The organism is Mycobacterium sp. NBC_00419 (assembly GCF_036023875.1).
Classification (GTDB): domain Bacteria; phylum Actinomycetota; class Actinomycetes; order Mycobacteriales; family Mycobacteriaceae; genus Mycobacterium.
This window is the reverse complement of the sequence record NZ_CP107931.1, coordinates 69541-88977: the sequence shown is the minus strand read 5'-3', so window position 1 is coordinate 88977 and position 19437 is coordinate 69541. Positions and strand designations below refer to the sequence as shown.

Sequence of the window (19437 nt, the reverse complement as noted above, 5' to 3'; positions counted from 1 at the left end):
CTCGAACGCATGTTCGCACGAAGTCCGCACTACGACTACTTCGCGCCGTCGGATACGGCGCAGTCTCGCGGGCTGATCACGCAGATCGGGTTGGCCTCGCGGGCTGAGAACCGCGCTGCCGCCTTGCGATTGCGGGCGATCTGCGAGTTGTTCGAGTTGCGGCGCGCTGAGCGTGGCGAGCGTGCGGACTGGGCCGTCGACACCTGGGCAGCCGTCGGTGCGGAGGTCGCTTCGGCATTAAGGATCAGCTTGGCCAAAGCCGGCAGTTACATGACATACGCACTGGGCATGCTGACGCTGCCGGCCGTCAGCGAGGTGTTCCTCGCCGGCGATATCGACATGGGTGTGTTCCAGACGATCTACTACCGCACCGAGCTGATCACGGACGCCACCGTCACTGCCGAGGTGGACCATGAGCTCGCCGCGCTGGTGGCCCAGTGGCCGTCGATGACCAGAGGCCGGCTGGCGACCATGATCGATCAGGTCATCGCCCGCCATGATCGCGATGCCGTCCGCCAAGCTCAGGAAAAGGCCCTGGGTCGGCGGGTGACGTTGTCGGACAAGGGTGACGGCACCGCGGAGCTGACCGGGGCGTTGATGAACACCGATGCCGCCGCCCTCGACAACCGGCTCGACGCACTCGCGCGGACGGTGTGCGCGGATGATCCGCGCACGGTCGACCAGCGTCGCGCCGACGCCCTGGGTGCGCTGGCGGTGGGGATGGATCGGCTGGCGTGCCGGTGCGGGAGTGCGGAATGCCCGGCTGGACAATCTCCGGCGAGCAGCGGGGTGGTGATCCACATCGTCGCCGAACAGTCCAGCGTGGAAGACCGGTCAGACAAGCCGGCCTATCTCTTGGGATCCGGCACGCTGGTGTCCGCGGAGTTGGTCGCCGAGTTGGCCAGGCAGGCGCGGGTGCGGCCGCTAATGAATCCCGCCGACGCGTGCCCTGAGCGCGGGTATCGGCCCTCGACGGCGCTGGCCGACTTCGTACGTGCGCGCGATCTGACCTGCCGAGCACCCGGTTGTGATCGGCCGGCAACCCATTGCGACCTCGACCATACGATCCCGTGGCCGGCTGGACCCACGCACGCCTCCAACATCAAATGCCTGTGCCGTGTTCACCATTTGTTGAAGACTTTCTGGGGTTGGCTCGACCGACAATTACCGGACGGGACCGTGGTCTGGACACTTCCCAGTGGTCGCAGATATGTCACCACGCCGGGTAGCGCAGTGCTATTCCCCCGACTATGCGACCCCACGGGTGACATCACGTCGCGGTCGGTCCGGCCCGACGACGATCGCTCCGGCGAGCGCACCACGATGATGCCCATCCGCACGCGAACCCGGGATCAGAACCGGGCCGCTCGCATCGCTGCCGAACGTGCTCACAACCGAAGACCCACCGTTCACGCCGACAACGCCTTCGGTACGACTTCACCACGTCCCGACGAGGATCCGCCGCCCTTCTGAGAGCCCTACGGACCAAGAAGTTTGGTATCGGTAGCCGCGGCCGCAACCTGTACTTGCTCCTGACGGCGCCAACTGGGCGACGCACAGAGCGAAGGGAAAACCCGTGAAACGAGTTCTCGCGGTCGGTATCGGCGTGATCGGCTGCAGCATGCTGCTGATGGCGTGCTCGGACAACAACAGCGGCAAGGGCACCGCGTCGGCAACAGGTTCCGCGCCGACCAGTGCCACCGTCGCCAGCGGGGGATCGACCTCGGTGAAGGTCGACGGAAATGATCTGCCGGGTTTAGACCTCAGCACGGTGACGTGCGTCAAGCAGGGCGGCAACATCAACATCGCCAGTGGAGCAGTCGGCGGTCAGCAGGGTCTCGGTGTGGTCATGACCGACGAACCCACACCGAAGGTGACCTCCCTTGGCATGGTCGTGGATGGCAGCGCACTCGCGGTGAGCGACACCATGGGAGTCAAGACCGGTTCTGCCGACGTGAAGGTTGACGGCAGCACCTACACCATCAGTGGTGAGGCCGCCGGCGCCGACATGAAGAACCCGATGGCCGGGATGATCACCAAGAAGTTCGAGATCACCGTCAGCTGCAAGTGAGTTGAGCCAGCACGGGGAGGGATGGCGGACGTGTCACGCACGTCCGCCATCCCGGCGTTTGTCCGGACTGACGGCGCGGCCGACTTATGATGCAGCCGTGTCGATCCCCGGCGAGCTGGAGCGTGCTCGCCAACTCATCCTGGCCGCCAAGGAAGAAGCGGCCAAAGATCTTCTGCTGTCGGTCCTGCCCGAGATCGAGCGCGACAACCGCGACGATCTGGCTCTGGAAGTGTTCGCCTTGCTCGGCGAGCTGTATCTGAACCGAACCGCCTACGACGGCACCGAAGAGTGCCTGCGGCGTATCGACGAGTGCCTGGCGGCCTACTCGCAGGCCGCGCCCGGATCCGAGGAAGACCACATGACGTCGAGCTACCGGCTGCGGGCCCAGTTCCTGCGGGTGGGCCTGGCCGCGGCGCAGGGGGAGCACGAAGCGGCCGCCGCCCAGCTGGCGACTCTGCAGGACGACGACTGCGTGCAGCGATTCCCCGACCTGGCCGCCGACCGGCAACACCTCGGCGCGCTGGCCGGTGTCCTGTGCGCGACGGCGTTATCCGACGACGACCTGCACCCCCGCGCGGCAGCGTTGTGGCGCACCATCATTCCGGTCGTCGACGACCTCACCGAACCCTCGGATGCCGCCGACCAGCTGCTCGTGACCGGTGGTCTGGCCTACGGCCGGTTCTGTGTCGAGACCGGCCGGCTGGCCGAAGGCGAGCAGTGGCTGCAGCGGGCCGGCGCCCGGGCGCAGCGCCGGGACTGGACATTGTATTGCGCGCGAGCAGAACTCGAGACCGCCGCCGCCAGCTGGATACGAGGTGACCACCAGACCACCGAACGCCTCGTCGGCGGGGCCTACCCGGTGATCGCCGAGGGCAACCGCGCCCATGACGTCTCGCGGTCGTGGCTGTACTTCGGGCTGACCCGGCTGGGTGTCGGAATGGTGGAGGCCGCCGACGAGTCCTGGTCGCACGCCGAACGGCATTGGCGCGAACTTGGCAAGCCGCTTCATATCCACCGGATTCTGTTGCAGCGCAGCTGGATATCGGTGTACCGCGGTCGATTCGCCGAGGCCGTCGAACAGGTGGCGCAGGCTCGCGAACTCCTGGATCAGTGGCCACGCTCGAGCTGGCTGCAGTACGCCCGGCTCGACGATCACCTCGGCAACATCTGGCGGGCGGATGCGCTGGCGGATATGGGCTTCGACGGAATCAGCGAGCCGACCGACGACTTCAAAGCCACCGAGGCCCGGCAAGCGGCATCGCTGGGTGTCACCCGGGTCGAGCCCGGAAGCGACGCGCACCGCAGTGCGATGGCGAAGCTGGAGCGGGCAGCCGAGCTGAAGATCCCGGCCGCCCTTGCCGTCGACTCGGTGCGGTACTCGATGTTGGACGCGGACTCGCGCTGGCGCTGGGCTGCGCATGTTTCGGGGCGGATGCTGGCCGGCGCCTTCTCGGTGGCCTGGGAGTGGGAGAACACCGAGCTGCTCAGTGAACTCATCGAATACCACAGTGCACGAGGGACGTTCGCCCATGAACCGCTCGACGAGGCATTGGCCTGGGACGGCGGTGTCAGTACGACGGTGGTAGCCGACACCGCGGCAGAAGAGGCACTTGCCGCGGGCGGGGGATCGGTCGACGGCCTCACCCTGACCACGCTGGGTCCGCTGCCGAGACTGCAGATGGACCCTGCCCGCGCGCCGATCCTCGAGCGCTACCGGCAGCTGGCGCAGAGCCGCTACGGGCAGACCGTGACTTCTGACGGCCCGGCATGGTCGACATGGCCATGACCGCCGCCACGCTCGTGCTGCGGTTCGCCGATCTGGGCGTCGCGACCTACGGCAGCCTGCGGGTGGTCGGCCAGCCCGAGCGCACGGTGACCTGGGTGGTCGAGGAACCGATCCTGCTGGCGGCCATCGAGGAGCTACAAGGCGCACTGCCCGACCCCGAGGGCGCCGAGACGCTGGCCGAAGCGCTGAACCGGGCGCTGACCAGTGGCCCGTTCGCCACCGCCGAGCGTGAGCTGACGCTGGCCTACATCCTCGGCGTGCTGCTGATCTCCGCCCCGGCCTGGCAGCTACTGGCCGACTGCGTTTCCGATCCCCTTCCGCTGCTGTATATCTCGCCGAGCGCCCGGCTGGCCCGCATCCCGTGGGGCCTGCTGGCCGTGCCGCTGGCCGGCCCCAGCCGCGAGGAGTTGATCGCAGCCCGGGCCGCAGCGATCACCACCAGGGGAACCACGGCCGCCCGCATCCCCTGGCAACTCGCCGACATCTCCACCCTGACCGAGGGCCATCGGCTGATGGAACTGGCCGATGTGCTGATGGCCGTGCCACCCAACATCGCACACGCCCCGCGTACCCCGGCCCGTTGGCCCGAAAGACGTTCCACAGCAGCACTTCTGGTACTCGACCCGCGGGTGCCCGGCCAGCGCCCCGACTCGCCGCTGGGCTCGGTGCTGGGCCGGCCGTCGCCCGACACCCGGCTGTCCCGGCATTTCGCCGACGTAATGGCACGCCGCCCGGTCCTGCCTGATGCGCAATCGGCCGTCGAGCTGTTCCGCCGCACCGACGCCGACCGGGTGTGGTTGGCCGCCCAGCTGCAGCAACAGCCGAGCCGGCTGCTCTATGTCGGACACGCCAGCGCCGCCGACCGCGCCCACGGCTACGCCGACCGCGCCGCGATTCACCTGGCCTGCACCGCGGCGCAGCCGGGCGCTGCCGAGCCGGTCGGCGATCACCGCCCGCTGCTGGCCGCCGATCTGATGTCCGCGCAGCTGCCGATGCCGCCGCGGGTGGCACTGCTGGCCTGCGGTTCGGGTGGGGATTACCAGTTCGACGAGGCCACCGGACTGGTGGCCGCGATGGTGCTGTGCGGCAGCCAGCTGGTCACCGCGACGCTGTGGTCACTACCCACCACCGCCGGCTACCGCCGGTTCACCTCATCGATCGGCGACCCGATGGCCGACGTCGTCATCGCCGTCGACGCGGCCCACGAGGCCGACGACGCCGCGCTCGCCGTCAACGCCTGGCAGCGCACGCAGATGCGGCGCTGGCGCGACGGCGACACCAGCGCCTGCCCGCTGTACTGGGCGGCGCTGGTGACGTTCTCGGTGGACGGTGCCCGGTGACCCCGTCACGCCTGGGGCAGGCACACCGCGATCGTCGACTCGTTGTCGGGCCGGTAGTAGGTATCGACGATGCTGCCCGGCTCGACTTTGGGCAGCTCCGAGGCCGGGACCACGGTGATCTCGCGGGCCGGGAACTGGCCGCCGCCGCGCCTGCGCACCATCACGTCGAGTTCCACCTCGCGGAGGTCTTCGCCGGCATATCCGGTGGCCCGCATCCCGGTCACCACACCCGACGACCGGGTGCCGTGCCGGATCAGGTCCGCCTGGGTGTCGGTGAAGGCGGCGCGCACGGCGGTCACCTCGTCGGCCAGCGACAGCCGCTCACGGGCCTGCGGGTCGAACGAGACCAGCAGGATCATTCCCGGCCGCAACGACGAGGCGTCCGGGTCGCCCTGGCGATGGCAGAGCCGTCCGGCGAAGCGCTCGCCGTCGACGCTTTCGACCTCGATGACCACGAGGGGATCGGCAGAGTCGGCGACGGCCCACACCGTTCCGAGTGCGACGGAGCGGGCGACCGTGGGCCTGCGCCGCTTCGGCCGGGGCGGCTGGCCGCACAGACCGGCGGCGACGATGATCGTTGCGAGTGCGATAGCGGAGACGACGGCAATGGCGCCCAGCAGTGTGTCAGACATGCCGGCAAGGCTGTCGCGGCAGCCGGGCTACCGAACCCAACTTTGCCCGGCCCTTATTCTGACGGGATGGACGCCGGGCCTGGCACGGTGATGACCGCCGGCGCGACGCATCCGCGCCGGGCGGTGATCGACCGCGCCTGGCGGGCGATCGGACCCGGCGTCGAGGTGCTCAGCGGTGACGACGGCGGGCCGCTGCGGCGGACCGTCAAACGCATCCTCGACCCACTGGTGTTGCGGCTGCGGGCCAATGCCGCCTACTCGGCCCCGTTCGTCAGCACCGAGGTGGCCGGGGAGATGACGCGCCTGATCGCCGAGCACGCCGAGACATTGCGCTGCACCGCTGCGTGGTTCGGCCTGATGAAGGCGCAACGCCGCCGACTACGCGTGACCACGGGCAACGCCCAGGATCTGTACTTCCCGGTGTGTTTCGAATTGGCGGTGACCAAGGGCGGACCCGCCCAGGACGGTGCGGACGTGGCTGCCGCGACTCTGCGGGCCGTCCACGACGACCGCGACCGTACCGACGTCGAGGTACTCAACCGCCACCTGGCCAACCCGCAGGTCCTGGCCCGGTTGTCTCGGCAGCTGCAGCACAGCTGGGCCGATGTCCAACCGGGCGACACCATATCCGGCCCGTTCTTCGCCGGCCTGACCACGGTGCTGGGCCCGGCCGATTCGCACCGTGAACGGGTTGCCCGACAACGTGTGTGGTCTGCCCTGATCGCCGATGCGACGCCCTACAACGTGGGCGCGTCCGCCCGCATCGCCGGCGCACGTCTGCCGTGGTCGCTCGTTGCGGTGGGGCTCACCTCGCACCTGCCGCTAGAGCCGCCGCAGGTGGTCGCCGACACCGAGGGGGAGCGCCCGCTGGACCGCGGGGTCGTCGACCGGGTGCGGGCCACCTTGCGTCGCGCCCTCGACCGCGACGAATTGCCCGACGTTCCGCTGCTGTGCGCCGAAGAGGTCGATCGGGCCTGCGCGCCCTGGGGGTTCCTCGGCGAGGACAAACAGGCCACCCTGGTCGCCGGGATCGAGGTGTCCGGTGAGCTGGCACCACTCGATGAGCACGCCGTGGCCCGCTATCAGCTGGCGGCCACCGTCCAGGCCCGGCTTCGCAAGGAGGCCTACGTGCTGCATGCGCGGCGGGTACTGGCGGCGGGCGAACCCATCCATCCCCGCCAGCGCCACGTCGTCGACGATCTCGCGACGTTCGCGCGCCCCTACCTGAGCCGATTGTGGGCCCGGCTGCATGGCCGGGACGTGTGGCAGGAGCCCTGCGACGATGTCGAGGACATCAGGGCGCTACTCGAGGGAGTGGCACGCTCGGTGAGCCTCGATCACCGGCAGCGCATCAAAGCGATGCTGGAAGTGCAGGTGGCCCAATGAGATTGGTCGCCGATGAGGGACTGTGGAGCACCGGGCCGGCGCCGGCGCCGGTGCCGCTGGCCGCGGTCGTCGAAGTCGACGGTGCGGTCCTATCGTGGACGGTCGACGAGTCGCCCGAGCGCCCGCCGCAGATCACCCTGACTGATCCGGCGCGCGCGGACTGGCTGTGGCGGGTCGTCGGCGAAGCGGGGCACCGCGCCCTCGCCTCGGCAACCCAGGGCACTCCGCCGGGGCCTTCCGCGGAGGTCGAGATTGCCAGCCTGGAGGTGCTGCCCGGATCGGTCGACCAGCTCCGCCGTCTGGCGCTGGGGCACTGGCTGCGCAGGTTCTGGCCGGCCAGCGTGCCAGACGGGATCGCCGGCCTGGACGCTGCCGTGCTGGATGCCGAGATCGCGGTGGTCACCGCCGACGCCGATGACTTCTTCGGCGACGCGACGCTGGATTCCGACATCGCCGCGCTGCTGGCCCCGCACGCCGACGCGCTGCGACGTCACGTCGCCGCCGGTGACCCCCGCATCGTGGAATTGGTGCGCCGCTGCGTGGATCTCGTCGACGACGCGGGAATCGAGGCCCCGGGCTGGCCGGCGGTCGCCGACGCTCTCGACGAACTCGGCGCGACACCGGCGGGCTATCCCTCGGGCAGCCGGGACGACTACGCCCTGGCCGCCGGCCGGGGCACTCGATTCGAACCGGCCACGGTGATCGCCAGGGGAGTGACGTCGATGGCCTGGACCGCGGTACCCGGCGCGGTCTTCGACGCCGCCGAGGACACCGTCGAGTGGATCATCGCCGCCGAAGACGGGCAGGCCGTCGCGGCTATCAACACCCAGACACTCGGACCCGGGTCCCCGGCCGGCATTTCGGTTTCCCTGCGCTGCAACACATTACGCGCCGACGGGGTTCTCGACGACGATGGACGGGCGAGCCTGGCACTGGTGGGAGATCACGGCGGGCCGGTCACCCCGGCCCAGGCCTGGGATGCCGACTGGTCGGCGACGACGGTGACGGTCGGCGTCGCGGTCGACGAACCGGCCCAGGTGCGCGACCGGATCAGGCGGTTCGTCAGACAGCGGTTGGACCGGCCCCGGCCGGATGCTTTTCTGGCCGAGATCCTGGCAGCCGAGTCCGACTACTAGGTGGCCAGCGGGGAGGGCGGGCCCGGCTTGGCGTTGGCGGCGTCGCGGCGCTGGGCCGCCATCCCGGCGAGCGCCTCGAACACCACCCGGTGGGCGGCATTGACCGTCAGTTCGGCGTGGTCGTAAGCCGGCGCCACCTCGACGACGTCGACGCCGACCACGTCATGCTCGTGGCACAACTGGCGGACCATGCGCAGCAGGTCGGCACTGGTGATACCACCCGGTTCCGGCGTCCCGGTACCCGGTGCGTGTGCCGGATCGAGGACGTCGATATCGACTGAGACATAAAGCTTGTCGGCCTTCGCGAGAGCCTCGCTCACCGCCTTGGCCATCACCGACTTGAACCCGTGATCCCAGATCTCCTGCATGGTGTGCCAGACCATGCCTTGTTCCTGCATCCACTCGAAGGTGTCCTGCGGGGGCCAGTAGCCCCGCAGGCCGACCTGCACGAAGTGTGTTCCCGGCACCGCACCGGACTCGATGAGCCGGCGCATGGGGGTGCCGTGGCTGGCCAGGTTGCCGTCGATGATGTCGGCGGTGTCGGCGTGCGCGTCGAAGTGCACGATCCCGACATTGCCGTAACCGTGCACCTCGGCGACCGCGGTGGCGGCCGGCCAGGTGATCGAGTGGTCGCCGCCCAGGATCACCGGGACGATGCCGCGCGAGGCCACGGTGTGCACCCGCTCGCGGATATTGGCATGTGACTGCTCGGTCAATCCGTGCGGGCACCAGGCATCGCCGAAGTCGACGACCTCGAGCCAGTCGAAGATCTCCAGCCCGAGGTCCATGTGGTAGGTGCCTGGCTCATAGGCGGTGGAGCGGATGGCGCGCGGCCCGAAGCGGGCCCCGGGCCGGTTGGTGGTGGCCACGTCGAACGGCGCGCCGACGATCGCGACGTCCGGCTGCCACGAGTCGAGCTGCTCGGGTTCGGTGAGGAAGGGGCGGTTCCCGAATGAGGCGACGCCGGCATAGGGCAGATCCAGCTGCTCTGCCATGCCAGGTGGCAGTTCACGGTTGGGCTTGTGGTTATGGCCGGAACTCATTGGGCAGACAATACCTCCGGCCGCCGCCGGCAGCGGTGCCGTTCGCCTCATCGGGTGCAGGACCTAGTGCCCTTTGCTGCACCACCGGGGAGCGGGACAGTAGAGGTGGGCGGGCGCAAAGGGGGAGGAAGCTACATGTTCTTCACACGCAGGCATGTCCACATGAGATGGCCTCATCGGCGAATAAAATTGACGCACAACAACTTCTGGCTTCATTCGCGGCCCGCGCATTTTCGGCCCGGGACGGTGCCGACATTTCGGCTCACCGACCGACTGCACGAGGGCCGCACGGTCACCGTGACAGCCAACGAGATCTCGGCAACACTGTCGGACTGGCTGTCCGAACTCGGGGTGCGCAGCCCGCTGACAGAGGACCTCGCATCCGCGCTGCGCGGTGGCGACTGGACCGCCGCCCGCGCCATCGCCGAGAACCTGTCGGTGGACGTCACCTCGATGTCCTGACGACGAGTCCCGCCGCTCTGAAATCCGATCAGACCAGGGGGGTTTCGGGTTCGTCGTCCTCGTCCAGCACACTGAGCGTCGGGCGGACCACGTAGCGGGCCTGGTTGCCGCCGGCACGGCGTGCCTCGTACATCGCCGTCGTCGCCAGCGCGACGATCTCGTCGAGAACCTCGTGCGGTGGATGCGCGGCCAGCGGCCGAAGCGGCGTGCTGACCACGCCGATACTTGCCGTCATCCCGGTCGGGCTCGCGGCGATGGCACCTCGCACCCGCTCAACCAGAGGCGACGGGTCGGTGGTGGTGAACGTGTCGGCGATGAGGTATTCGGCGTCGCCGATGTGGGCGACGATCGCGTTGCTGCGCACCGTTTCGCGCAGGGCCTGGCCCGCCGCGATCCGGGCCCGGTTACCGCCTCGGTTGCCGACCACACTGACCATCGCCGCGAAGCTGTCGATGTTGACGAGGGCGACCACCAGGTAGCGGTCGTCGTCGCGGTTGCGGGAGGCCAGCAGCGTTGCGGCCTGTTCGTCGAACGCCTCCCGGTTCAGCAGACCTGTCAGCGGCTCGTAACCGTCCGGGCCGACCGCGGTTCCGGTCAGCCTGACCACGAGGCGACACGAGAACGCGGCGAACGCGAACAGCAACAGCAGCATCGTGGCGGACACCAACGCCAGCAGCGGATCACGGTCGGCGATCGTCACCGCCAGGAAGATGACCGTCGCGACGGCCACCGTGATGGTGGCGATCAGCAGTCGCATTCCGTGCAGAAGAGCGACGTACCCGATCATCAGGGCAAACGCGGTCGCACCGGATAGGCCGTATGCGGGGTCGACCGGGGTGAGGCAGGCTAACGGGACCCCGACCATCGATCCTCCGGCGAGGAGGGCGGATTCGGTGCGGGTCGGCCAGCGATGCCGCAGCCAGATCGCGCCGCTGGCGAAGCAGGCGATCGCGACCGCACCCAACACCCAGCCGCCGCCCGGCTCCCGCAAAGGAAGCGGGCTGATCAGCACGACCAGCAGCATGACGCCCAAGGTGAACAGGAAGGACGCGCTGACGCGGGAGGTGAAGGTTTGCGCTCCGCGAGCGGCCAGCAGCGCGGTGAGTGTGTAGTACTGATTGAGGCTGCGGCCCATCCACGGCAACCTCATGCACCATTCCCCTCGATGATCGCGTCGGCTCTCCGGTGTGCCCAGCAATCCCGAACACCCTGTTGGCCATGGCCGGGAACCGAGCCTAGCAAACACTCGCACACCTGGCCACCCTCCAATGGCAAAAACCGGCATCCAGGCCGCCGGCTGCGCTCAGGTGCCGGGTGAGCCTGTCGCACGGTGCACCGACACGGCGTAATCGCCGCCGCTGAAGGGCTGGCTGTCCCAGGTGGCCCACCGCGACACCAGCGTCAGCCCAGCCTGCTCGGTGAGCCGGTCGTATCGTTCGATCGGCAGCCGGTCGGGCCGCAGGCTGAAGCCTGCGACCAGTAGGCCACCCGGCGCCAGCCGTGCCACCAGGCCGGCCAGCACCTGTTCCTCGGTCCCGGGCTCGAGGAAGATCATCACGTTGCCGGCGAGCAGGACGACGTCGAACGGCCCGTCGACATCGGAGCCCAGGGCAGCAAGATCGGCTTGGATCCACGGCAGCTCAGGAGCTTTGCGGCGAGCCGCCGAGAGCATTCCCGCATCGGCGTCGACGCCGGTGACCGCCAGGCCACGACGGGCGAGCTCGATGGCGACCCGGCCCGTTCCGCAGCCGGCGTCGAGCACCGATCGGCCGCCTGACTCGCGCAGCAGTCCCTCGACGAAATCGGCCTCACCGTGGATGTTGTGCCCGGCGTCGGCCAGCGATTGCCATCGAGCGTCGTAGTCGGCACCGCGGGGCGCCGTGGACTTCTGCCACCGGTTGCTCATCACACCATCGTCGCAGAAACCCGGATCAGGCCGGCACCACGATGGTGAGCTCATTGCCGTCCCGCTCGACGCGCATCTTCGCCCGCCTCGCCACCGCGGCTACCCCCGCCGCGTCGTCGGGTTCGGATCTGGTGGCCGCCAGGACGCGGGCCAGCCGACCCTTGTGGGCCTTGTTGAAGTGGGTGACCACGGTGCGCCGGCCGTCGGGGTGTTCGGCCAGGACGTCGACGCGCACCGCGCCGGACAGCTTGCCGAGCCCGGCGTAGGAACCCGAACGCAGGTCGACCACAAGCTCGGCGTCGGCCAGATCGGCAAGCACCGGCTCCAGGATCGGCCGCCATCTGGCGGCCAGCGTCGGGCGGCCGGGGAGTTTCGACGACGCTGACAGCCGGTAGGCCGGCACCAGATCGTCGGCTCGCAGCAGACCGAACAGCGCTGAGCCCACAGCGAGCCGGGCGCTCGCGCGTGCGGACTCGGCCCCGCGCAGCGAACCGACGTCGAGCGCGTCGTAGAGCACGCCGGTGTAGCGCGTGATCGCGGGCAGTGTCGGGGAGCTCAGCAGTGCGGCGTTGCGTTCGACCTCGGCGTCCTGGGTCGACGACAGTCCCAGGGCGCGCCTGCTGGCCGCCACGTCGGAGGCCAGCTCGACGAGTTCGTCGACGAGTGTTCTGCGCAGCGGCGTGAGTTCGGGCGAGCTCAGGGCATCCAGGCGCAGCGCAGGTCCGTCACCTCCGACTTGTTTGGTCTCCGATGGCGGCAGCAGCACGATCACGACGCAGTACCTTAACCGCCGCCGGCACGGCGCCGAATTTGGTCAGCACGGTTGCGGCGCTGCGGCGCCCTCGGATATTGACTGACCTGTAAATTGGTTGTCATGTCGCTGAGAACCTTGCGGAGGCGTTGGTAGTGCTCGACGAACAGCTTTCTGCCGCGGAGGAAGTCCGCCGGCTGAAGCTGCTCATCGACCGGCTGCCCGCGATCATCGGCTACTGGGACCGCGATCAGTGCAATCTCCTGGCCAATGACACCTACGTGGAGTATTTCGGGTTCGCGCCGGGAGAGGTCCGCGGCCGGCACATGCGGGAGATCGTCGGAGCCGAGCTCTATGCCACCGTTCTGCCGCACGTCGAGGCAGTCCTCGCCGGACGCATCCAGGCGTTCAACACCACGCTGACCGATTCGCGCGGCGTCAGCAGGCAGTTCGATGCCACCTACATCCCCGACATCGTCGACGGCGAGGTCCGGGGCTTCTACTGCCACGCCATCGACGTCACGCCCCGGGTCGAGGCCGAGCGGGTCCGCGACGCCGCGCTGCGCCTGTTCCAGGTCAGCATGGCCAATGCGCCGTTCGGCGAAGCCGTGCTGACCACCGGCGGCCGGGCCTTGCGGGTCAACCCGGCGCTGTGTCGCATGATCGGGTACACCGAGGAGGATCTCGCGGGTGCGGACTACCGCATCTATGTCCACCCCGACGACGTAGGCGCCGGCGAGGACGAGATGGAAGCCCTGCTGGCCGGAACGGTGCAGCAGATCTCCTCCGAGCGCCGTTATCTGCGCCGCGACGGCTCCGTCATCTGGCTGCAGCGCACCGCGGTGCTGGCACCGGGCGCGGACTACGGCGCCGACGACGTGGTGATCGCACAGTTTCAGGATGTGACGGCCCGCAGGCACGCCGAGGCCGAATTGGCCCGCATGGCGGTCACCGACCAGCTGACCGGTCTGCACAACCGCCGCGCCCTGGTCCATCAGATCCAGGAGCATCGAGCCGCGGCACCGGCGGCTCCGGTCGGCATCGTGTTCATCGATCTCGACTCGTTCAAGAACGTCAACGACGAGCATGGGCACGCCACCGGCGACGCCGTCCTCACCGAGGTCGCGCAGCGACTCAGCGCAACCGTGCCCGCTCCGAACTCGGTGTTCCGGCTCGGTGGTGACGAGTTCGTCGTGCTGCTCCCCGAAGCCCAGGACGCCGCTGCGGTGTCCACCGTGGCCGAGCGGATCTGCGCGGCGATGACCGAGCGCTACGGCCTCGGCGACATCGCGGTGCACCTCACGGCATCGGTGGGCTGGACCTGGGGGCCCACCGACGATCTGGAAGAGCTCATCCGCAACGCCGACCTGGACATGTATCGGCACAAGGCGCGCCTGCGCGGGACCACTCAGCGGTAAGCCAACAGCAACGGCACACGCTGCTCGGCGGTGGTCAGCGATCCGTGATGGCCGACGAGGGCCGACTCACCGGGCTCTACCATGCGGCGCAGCATCGCCGCGTTGCCTCGTGCCGCTGCGACGACGTCGCCGATACGTGGCCGGACACGGTCAGCCACCGCCGCCCCGAACCAGCCCGCGTCGATCGCCTCGTCTCTGGTCACCACCCAGGCCCGGGAACCGAGCGTCTCGCTCCAGGTAGCCCGAACGTCTGCCACGGCACCGGCCTCGGTGTAGACGTGCCGGGCCCGCGGCTCACCGCCCAGCGCGGTTACGCCGTCCAGAAGTGTTGGGGTGCTATCGATATCGACTGATTCCGAGCTGTCGACGCTGACCATCCCGTGGTCGGCCACCACGGCGAGCAGCCCGCCCGGCGCAAGCGCGTTGAGAACCGATTCCACCAGACGATCGACGTGTCGCAGCTGCATCCGCCAGGCCGGCGAGCCCGGCCCATACAGGTGCCCCAGCAGGTCCAGTTCGCTGTGGTAGCCGTAGCAGAACCCGCCTGCGGCCACCGCCGAGTTCACCTGGGCGGCCAAGTCGCCCAGCGCGTGCACGCCGACATACTGCCCGCCCCGCAGCACCGCACGCGTCAGTCCGGAGCCGGTGAACTCCGCACCGGACACCACGCTGACGGCCACGCCCGCGGCGTGCGCCCGCTCGAAGGTCGTCGGCATCGGCTGGACCGTCTCGGGGATGGCGACCTCGCGCAGATCGTCACCCCAGGGGTGCGGGCGCCAGCGCAACGCGTTGATCACCCCGACGTCGGGCAGCCGGAAGGAGTAGCCGACCATTCCGTGTGCGCCGGACGCGCAGCCGGTGCCGATGGCGGCCAGCCCAGCGGCCGTCGTGGACGGAAACCCCACCTGCAGTGTCGGTCCGCGCAGTTCAGCCATGACCGGGGCGTCGGCGCGGTAGGTGTCGAGAAGTTCAGCGCCCAGCCCGTCGATCAGCAACACACAGGCGCCGCCTACCGGGCCCGGCAGGGCCAGGCGGTTGTCGAAACCCGCCACCCCCATCGCCGCGAGGACTGCGGGCACCACATCGGCGAGGTGCGGCGCAGCCGGGTCGGGGCGGGGTAGATCCACGCTTGGAAGCCTGCCACATCGGTGCCCGGCCGGGATGGGAGTCAGGGTGTCCCGAAACCGGCCTTCGCGAGGATCGCCTGACCGGCCGGGCCGGTCACCAGATCGACGAATTTGCCTGCTAGACCGGGGGATTGGGCCTGTTTGAGGGTGGCGATCGGGTAGGTGTTGACCGCCCCGGATGCTTCGGGGAACGGTACCGCGGTGACCTTGTCGCCGGCCGCAGCGGTGTCCGTGACGTAGACGAGTCCGGCGTCGGCCTGCCCGCTGGTCACCTTGCCCAGCACGTCGGTCACCGAGGATTCCTCGCTCGCCGGGGCGAGGTCGACGCCGGTGGCGGTCTCCACCTTCTGCGCCGCCGAGCCGCACGGCACCTGCGGCGCGCAGACGACGACGCTGATCCCGGGCTTGGCGAGATCCCGAAAAGTGCTGATCTGCTTGGGATTTCCCGGCGCCACCGCGATCGTCAAGGTGTTGGACGCGAAGTTGACCGGGGCACCGGCCAGCAGACCGGCCGCCGCCGCCTTATCCATGTTCTTGGTGTCGGCGGATGCGAAGACATCAGCGTGGGCGCCCTGGGTCAGCTGGGTGACGAGATCAGCGGAGCCCGCGAAGGAGAACTCGACCGACGAGCCGGGGTTGTCCTTGTTGAACTGGTCACCGATCTCGGTGAAGGTCTTCTTCAACGATGCCGCGGCGAACACCACGATCTTTCCACCGGCGGGCGCCGAGGAGTTCTGGCCCGAACCACAGGCGGGGAGCGTGACGAGAAGCAGCGCCGTGGCCAGCGCGGGCCACCGCCGTTTCATGACTGCCCGCCCGGGGTCTCGACGATGACCGTGGTGGCCTTCACCACCGCGACGGCGATACTGCCCGGCTCGAGGTTGAGGTCGCGCACGGCCTCACTGCTCATCAGCGAGACCACCGTGAACGGGCCGCACTGCATCTCGACCTGGGCCATCACGGTGTCCGTAACGACCCGGGTCACCAGGCCGGCGAACCGGTTGCGCGCCGAGCTGGCGATCGACAGCGGGTCTTTCGGCGCGACCGAGGCGTGGTCGCGGGCGAAGGCGGCCAGCGCGGCGCCGTCGATGGTCTTGCGCCCGGCCGCGTCATTGCTGACTGGAAGGGCACCGTCGTCGATCCACCGCCGTACCGTGTCGTCGCTGACTCCGAGAAGTTCGGCGGCCTCGCGAACTCTGATAGTGGGCACGTCGGCAGCCTAACCGAAATGTCCGCATCTGCGGTTCAAAAGTGGCTATACACCCGCGAACACGGAGATAGAGCGTTTCGGGGCGGTGCAATCAGGGGTGTCGACCGTAAGGTGTGGCGGTGCCAGGCAAGAGATACGTTGCGGTCGCGGCAGCGGCCGCGTGCTGGTTTCTCAGTCCAGTCAGTGCCCAGGCCGACCCGAACGCGCTGTGGACGATCGTGCACGACCAGTGCGTCGCCGACGAACTCGCGCACCGCGATCCGGCGCCCTGTTCCCGGGTGGATCTCAGCGGCGGTGAGCAGCATGGCTACGTCGTCATGAAGGACATCGACGGAGCCCGGCAGTACATGCTTTTACCCACCGCGCGCATGTCCGGTATCGAGAGCCCCGAACTGCTCGCACCCGATGCGACCAACTACTTCGCGCTGGCCTGGCAGGCGCGGGCATTCGTCGAGCAGCGGGCCGGGGGGACTCTGCCACGCGACTGGATGAGCCTGGCGGTCAACTCCGCGGTGTCGCGGTCCCAGAACCAGCTGCACATCCACCTCGATTGTGTGCGCGCCGACGTGCGCGACGCATTGCGCGCACAAGCCGCCCTGATCGGGCCAACGTGGGCACCGTTTCCAGTACCGCTGGCCGGGCATACGTACTGGGCGATCGCGGTGCCGGGCACCGAACTGTCCGCCAACCCGTTCACCCTGCTGGCCGACGGGATCGACGGGGCACGCGGCGACATGGGGCTCTACACCCTGGTGGTCGTCGGCGCCGACGACGTGGGCGGGCGACCGGGCTTCGTGGTGTTGGCCGACCGTGCGAACGGCGAGACCGGCGATTTCGCCGGGGGAGAGCAGCTACAGGACCACGACTACTGCCCGCCGCCGATTCCCGCTACCGGCTCAACGGCCAAATAGGGTTACGACGGCGGCAGCTGGCCGTTGCCGGACGCACCGGCCAGGCCGTTGATGACGTCGATGTAGTGCTTGAGCTGCAGTCCAGACAGCCAGGGCGGGTTCTGGCCCGGCGGCGGCGCATCGGTGAGCTGCCACGGCTGGCAGCCGTTGGTCTTGAACGCGGTATCCGTCGGCTCGATCTGGACGACCTGCGGCTTGCCGCTGAGCGCGTTGTCCAGGGTGCTCGCGCCGTCCGGGCCGCCGATCCGCCGCCAGTAGCACCGGTCGCCCTCGACAGGGCCCGCCGAGGCGTAGGTGCCCGCGACGATATCGCTGCCGACGGTGTAGGTGCCGTTGTGGTCGATCGCCGTTTGAGGCGTTGCGGGCGGGGTCGTCGGCGCCGTGGTCGGAGCCAGTGACAGCGCAGGCGCCGCTGACGGCGCCGCCGACGTCGAGGGTGTCGGTGCAGGTGAAGGATCCGGCGTCGTGGGATCAGCGCCTGCGGCGCCGGCTCCCGCGAGGACCGCGGCAGCAGTCAACGCCGCAGCGGTCAGGATTGCTGATGTTCGAACCACGTTGATCAGGGTACGCGCGCCGGCCGAGCCGGCGAGCCGCGCTCAGGCGGTCTTGCTCAGCAGCGGCAGCAGGAAGCGGCGGCGGTTGAGGATCGCGTCGTCGAATTCGTGCTCGGCCTCAGCCACCGACGCCACCACCGGGAACAGGATGTCGTTGTTGCGGATACGCAGACGCCGGGTCACCGCATCGCTGCCGACGACAGCCCAGTCCACGCCGACCACACTGCAACGGTCATCGACGGCGAACAGCAACCGAAGTGCTTGGGGGCTAAAGGAATCCACCCCGCTGAGATCGAGCACGAAGGGCTGGTCGGCCAGGACGAACCGCTTGACGTAGTCGGTCACCTGGTCGACGTTGGAGGCATCGATGCGGCCGCTGATCGCCGCTACTGTCGCCACATGCCGGAAGTGGGCGCGAACGTGGGCACCCTTGTAGTCAACAGCGGGGTTGCCGTAGCGAGAGGTGAAACTCGTCATGTGCAGCCTCAATTCCGGTCAGTGTGCGGATGCGGGTACGCCTTGCGGCCTCCCCACCAATGACCCAAACGCTATGCCGCAAATCTAAGGCGGCTGGGAGCAGTGCCTAAAACTCTGTTAAGAACCCAACTTTCGCTCGACTCCGCGAAAACGGGCAACATCGACCGAACCGGCGCGACCCTACTGATCAGTAAGGATCGCTGGACGGCACCTCTAGGAAAGCGCCGGCAGGACCTCATCGGTGAGCAGCTGCACCGATTTCCAGGCCTCCTCGATGGGCATCCCGCCGACCAGCGGATGCAAGGTGATGGGGCCGAAGTCCTCGGCGCCGCGCACTTCGGCGATCAATTCCTCCGGGGTCAGGAAGCGGTACCGCCCCGAGGCCCGCACCTGGTCGAGGGTTTGCACACCGGGCAGATGCATCAGGGACCGGGTCTCCTGCGACCACTGCCCATAGGTCACGGCCTCCCACAGGATGTGCTCACCGAGTTCGGCCCAGGCCCGATCTGGGTCGGTGTGCAGGTAGATCATCCCGCGATTGACCTCGGCGGGCATGATGACGAACGGCCGGATGCCGGCCTCCCGGCACAGCTCGCGGTAGTACTCGGCGAGGTCGGGCCGGTGGTCGGGCAGGCTCAACGGCAGACCGAAGCGGACCGCACGGCGCACCGTCGCCCGCACCCCACCCCCGACATACAGCGGCGGACGCGGGCGCGACCAGGTGCCCGACACCACGCCGGTCTCCCCGGACCAGGCCGCCAGCATGGTCTCCAAGGCCTCGTCCATCAGCTCACCGCGCCTGCTGAAATCCACGCCGAGGGTGTCGTACTCGACTTCGCGATAGCCCAGGCCGACGGTGGTGTGCAGGCGCCCACGGCTCATCGCGTCGACAAGGGCGATGTCCTCGGCCATCCGGACCGGATTCCACAGCGGCCCCAGCGCGCAGTCGATGCTGGCGATGATGTTTGTGGTGCGGGCCAGCAGCATCCCGGCGGTCATGACCGGATTGCAGCTCCACCCGTGGCCGGTCGCGTGGTGCTCGTCGACGCTGACGGCGGCAACCCCGCGGGTGTCGACGTACTGCGCCAACTCCAGTGCCGCCGAAAGCAGTTCACCTTGGAGTTTGGGATCGCCACCGGGGGAGGCGAAGTTGAACCGCAGAACAGCAAGAGCCATCAGAGCACTGTATTGGGTACGGGTCACGGTTTGGCAGACCAGGTTCGTCGG

20 protein-coding genes are annotated in these 19437 nt (G+C 68.8%); 9 read left to right on the top strand and 11 right to left on the bottom strand.

The genetic code is table 11. The annotated features are described in order from the left end of the window. Window positions 1–9: 9 nt before the first annotated feature. From OG976_RS00475 to OG976_RS00460, 4 genes are all read left to right on the top strand, one after another. Window positions 10–1473 carry an HNH endonuclease signature motif containing protein gene (locus OG976_RS00475; RefSeq protein WP_328356386.1) on the top strand — a complete coding sequence of 488 codons (1464 nt, stop codon included), beginning with the start codon at window positions 10–12 and terminating at the stop codon, window positions 1471–1473. 157 nt (window positions 1474–1630) lie between these two features. Then, window positions 1631–2071 carry a lipoprotein LpqH gene (locus OG976_RS00470; protein ID WP_442930574.1) on the top strand — a complete coding sequence of 147 codons (441 nt, stop codon included), beginning with the start codon at window positions 1631–1633 and terminating at the stop codon, window positions 2069–2071. A 97-nt stretch (window positions 2072–2168) separates the two neighbouring features. Then, on the top strand, window positions 2169–3857 hold the full coding sequence (locus tag OG976_RS00465) for a hypothetical protein (RefSeq protein ID WP_328356380.1): 1689 nt from the start codon (window positions 2169–2171) through the stop codon (window positions 3855–3857). Continuing rightward, entirely contained in the window at window positions 3848–5197 is a 1350-nt protein-coding gene (locus OG976_RS00460) for a CHAT domain-containing protein (RefSeq protein WP_328356377.1), read from the top strand. Before OG976_RS00465 ends, OG976_RS00460 begins: the two co-directional genes overlap by 10 nt. A gap of 5 nt (window positions 5198–5202) precedes the next feature. Here OG976_RS00460 and OG976_RS26790 read toward each other — a convergent pair whose 3' ends face one another. Beyond that, window positions 5203–5829 (bottom strand): hypothetical protein, encoded by a 627-nt coding sequence (locus OG976_RS26790; protein ID WP_442930401.1) that lies wholly within the window; start codon window positions 5827–5829, stop codon window positions 5203–5205. A 66-nt stretch (window positions 5830–5895) separates the two neighbouring features. On the opposite strand from OG976_RS26790, the gene OG976_RS00450 reads away from it, so the two are divergent. After that, window positions 5896–7215 carry a hypothetical protein gene (locus OG976_RS00450; RefSeq protein WP_328356375.1) on the top strand — a complete coding sequence of 440 codons (1320 nt, stop codon included), beginning with the start codon at window positions 5896–5898 and terminating at the stop codon, window positions 7213–7215. Beyond that, window positions 7212–8351, top strand: a complete 1140-nt coding sequence (locus OG976_RS00445; protein ID WP_328356372.1) for a hypothetical protein — start codon at window positions 7212–7214, stop codon at window positions 8349–8351. Before OG976_RS00450 ends, OG976_RS00445 begins: the two co-directional genes overlap by 4 nt. On the opposite strand, the gene speB is transcribed toward OG976_RS00445, so the two are convergent. Next, complete coding sequence (gene speB, locus OG976_RS00440; RefSeq protein ID WP_328364051.1) at window positions 8348–9346, bottom strand: agmatinase; 999 nt, start codon at window positions 9344–9346, stop codon at window positions 8348–8350. The genes OG976_RS00445 and speB overlap by 4 nt on opposite strands. Before the next feature lie 294 nt (window positions 9347–9640). Between speB and OG976_RS00435 the strand changes: the two genes are divergently transcribed. Continuing rightward, a complete protein-coding gene (locus OG976_RS00435) occupies window positions 9641–9856 on the top strand; it encodes a hypothetical protein (protein WP_328356369.1) in 216 nt (71 codons plus the stop codon). A 28-nt stretch (window positions 9857–9884) separates the two neighbouring features. On the opposite strand, the gene OG976_RS00430 is transcribed toward OG976_RS00435, so the two are convergent. The 3 genes from OG976_RS00430 to yaaA all read right to left on the bottom strand — a co-directional run bounded on the left by OG976_RS00430 (window position 9885) and on the right by yaaA (window position 12534). Continuing rightward, window positions 9885–11006, bottom strand: a complete 1122-nt coding sequence (locus OG976_RS00430; RefSeq protein WP_328356366.1) for a GGDEF domain-containing protein — start codon at window positions 11004–11006, stop codon at window positions 9885–9887. A gap of 153 nt (window positions 11007–11159) precedes the next feature. Further along, entirely contained in the window at window positions 11160–11762 is a 603-nt protein-coding gene (locus OG976_RS00425; RefSeq protein WP_328356363.1) for a class I SAM-dependent DNA methyltransferase, read from the bottom strand. A 25-nt stretch (window positions 11763–11787) separates the two neighbouring features. Next, a complete protein-coding gene (gene yaaA / locus OG976_RS00420) occupies window positions 11788–12534 on the bottom strand; it encodes a peroxide stress protein YaaA (RefSeq protein WP_328356360.1) in 747 nt (248 codons plus the stop codon). Between the two features lie 134 nt (window positions 12535–12668). Between yaaA and OG976_RS00415 the strand changes: the two genes are divergently transcribed. After that, on the top strand, window positions 12669–13931 hold the full coding sequence (locus OG976_RS00415; protein ID WP_328356357.1) for a diguanylate cyclase domain-containing protein: 1263 nt from the start codon (window positions 12669–12671) through the stop codon (window positions 13929–13931). Here the strand turns inward: OG976_RS00415 and OG976_RS00410 are convergent. From OG976_RS00410 to OG976_RS00400, 3 genes are read right to left on the bottom strand one after another with little or no spacing between them, the layout of a single operon-like run. Continuing rightward, the gene (locus tag OG976_RS00410) at window positions 13922–15058 is read right to left on the bottom strand and encodes an alkaline phosphatase family protein (RefSeq protein WP_328356355.1); all 1137 of its coding nucleotides are present in this window, start codon (window positions 15056–15058) and stop codon (window positions 13922–13924) included. The genes OG976_RS00415 and OG976_RS00410 overlap by 10 nt on opposite strands. A gap of 41 nt (window positions 15059–15099) precedes the next feature. Next, entirely contained in the window at window positions 15100–15864 is a 765-nt protein-coding gene (gene modA / locus OG976_RS00405) for a molybdate ABC transporter substrate-binding protein (RefSeq protein ID WP_328356352.1), read from the bottom strand. Then, window positions 15861–16268 carry a TOBE domain-containing protein gene (locus tag OG976_RS00400; RefSeq protein ID WP_328356350.1) on the bottom strand — a complete coding sequence of 136 codons (408 nt, stop codon included), beginning with the start codon at window positions 16266–16268 and terminating at the stop codon, window positions 15861–15863. Before OG976_RS00400 ends, modA begins: the two co-directional genes overlap by 4 nt. 119 nt (window positions 16269–16387) lie before the next feature. Here OG976_RS00400 and OG976_RS00395 point away from each other — a divergent pair, with 119 nt between their 5' ends. Further along, window positions 16388–17179, top strand: coding sequence for a CDP-diacylglycerol diphosphatase (locus OG976_RS00395; RefSeq protein WP_328356347.1), 792 nt, complete (start codon window positions 16388–16390; stop codon window positions 17177–17179). 2 nt (window positions 17180–17181) lie between these two features. On the opposite strand, the gene OG976_RS00390 is transcribed toward OG976_RS00395, so the two are convergent. From OG976_RS00390 to OG976_RS00380, 3 genes are all read right to left on the bottom strand, one after another. After that, the gene (locus OG976_RS00390) at window positions 17182–17733 is read right to left on the bottom strand and encodes a hypothetical protein (RefSeq protein ID WP_328356344.1); all 552 of its coding nucleotides are present in this window, start codon (window positions 17731–17733) and stop codon (window positions 17182–17184) included. A gap of 42 nt (window positions 17734–17775) precedes the next feature. After that, window positions 17776–18210 (bottom strand): STAS domain-containing protein, encoded by a 435-nt coding sequence (locus OG976_RS00385; protein ID WP_328356341.1) that lies wholly within the window; start codon window positions 18208–18210, stop codon window positions 17776–17778. 213 nt (window positions 18211–18423) lie between these two features. After that, complete coding sequence (locus OG976_RS00380) at window positions 18424–19386, bottom strand: LLM class flavin-dependent oxidoreductase (RefSeq protein WP_328356338.1); 963 nt, start codon at window positions 19384–19386, stop codon at window positions 18424–18426. Window positions 19387–19437 lie beyond the last annotated feature (51 nt).

Bases quoted from the DNA above. Each gene is read 5' to 3' on its own strand.
- OG976_RS00380 (WP_328356338.1), bottom strand. From the start codon at position 19,386: ATGGCTCTTGCTGTTCTGCGGTTCAACTTCGCCTCCCCCGGTGGCGAT.
- OG976_RS00430 (WP_328356366.1), bottom strand. From the start codon at position 11,006: ATGAGGTTGCCGTGGATGGGCCGCAGCCTCAATCAGTACTACACACTC.
- OG976_RS00385 (WP_328356341.1), bottom strand. From the start codon at position 18,210: ATGACGAGTTTCACCTCTCGCTACGGCAACCCCGCTGTTGACTACAAG.
- OG976_RS00450 (WP_328356375.1), top strand. From the start codon at position 5,896: ATGGACGCCGGGCCTGGCACGGTGATGACCGCCGGCGCGACGCATCCG.
- OG976_RS00445 (WP_328356372.1), top strand. From the start codon at position 7,212: ATGAGATTGGTCGCCGATGAGGGACTGTGGAGCACCGGGCCGGCGCCG.
- OG976_RS00425 (WP_328356363.1), bottom strand. From the start codon at position 11,762: ATGAGCAACCGGTGGCAGAAGTCCACGGCGCCCCGCGGTGCCGACTAC.
- OG976_RS00475 (WP_328356386.1), top strand. From the start codon at position 10: ATGTTCGCACGAAGTCCGCACTACGACTACTTCGCGCCGTCGGATACG.
- speB (WP_328364051.1), bottom strand. From the start codon at position 9,346: ATGGCAGAGCAGCTGGATCTGCCCTATGCCGGCGTCGCCTCATTCGGG.
- OG976_RS00460 (WP_328356377.1), top strand. From the start codon at position 3,848: ATGGCCATGACCGCCGCCACGCTCGTGCTGCGGTTCGCCGATCTGGGC.
- modA (WP_328356352.1), bottom strand. From the start codon at position 15,864: ATGAAACGGCGGTGGCCCGCGCTGGCCACGGCGCTGCTTCTCGTCACG.
- OG976_RS26790 (WP_442930401.1), bottom strand. From the start codon at position 5,829: ATGTCTGACACACTGCTGGGCGCCATTGCCGTCGTCTCCGCTATCGCA.
- OG976_RS00470 (WP_442930574.1), top strand. From the start codon at position 1,631: ATGGCGTGCTCGGACAACAACAGCGGCAAGGGCACCGCGTCGGCAACA.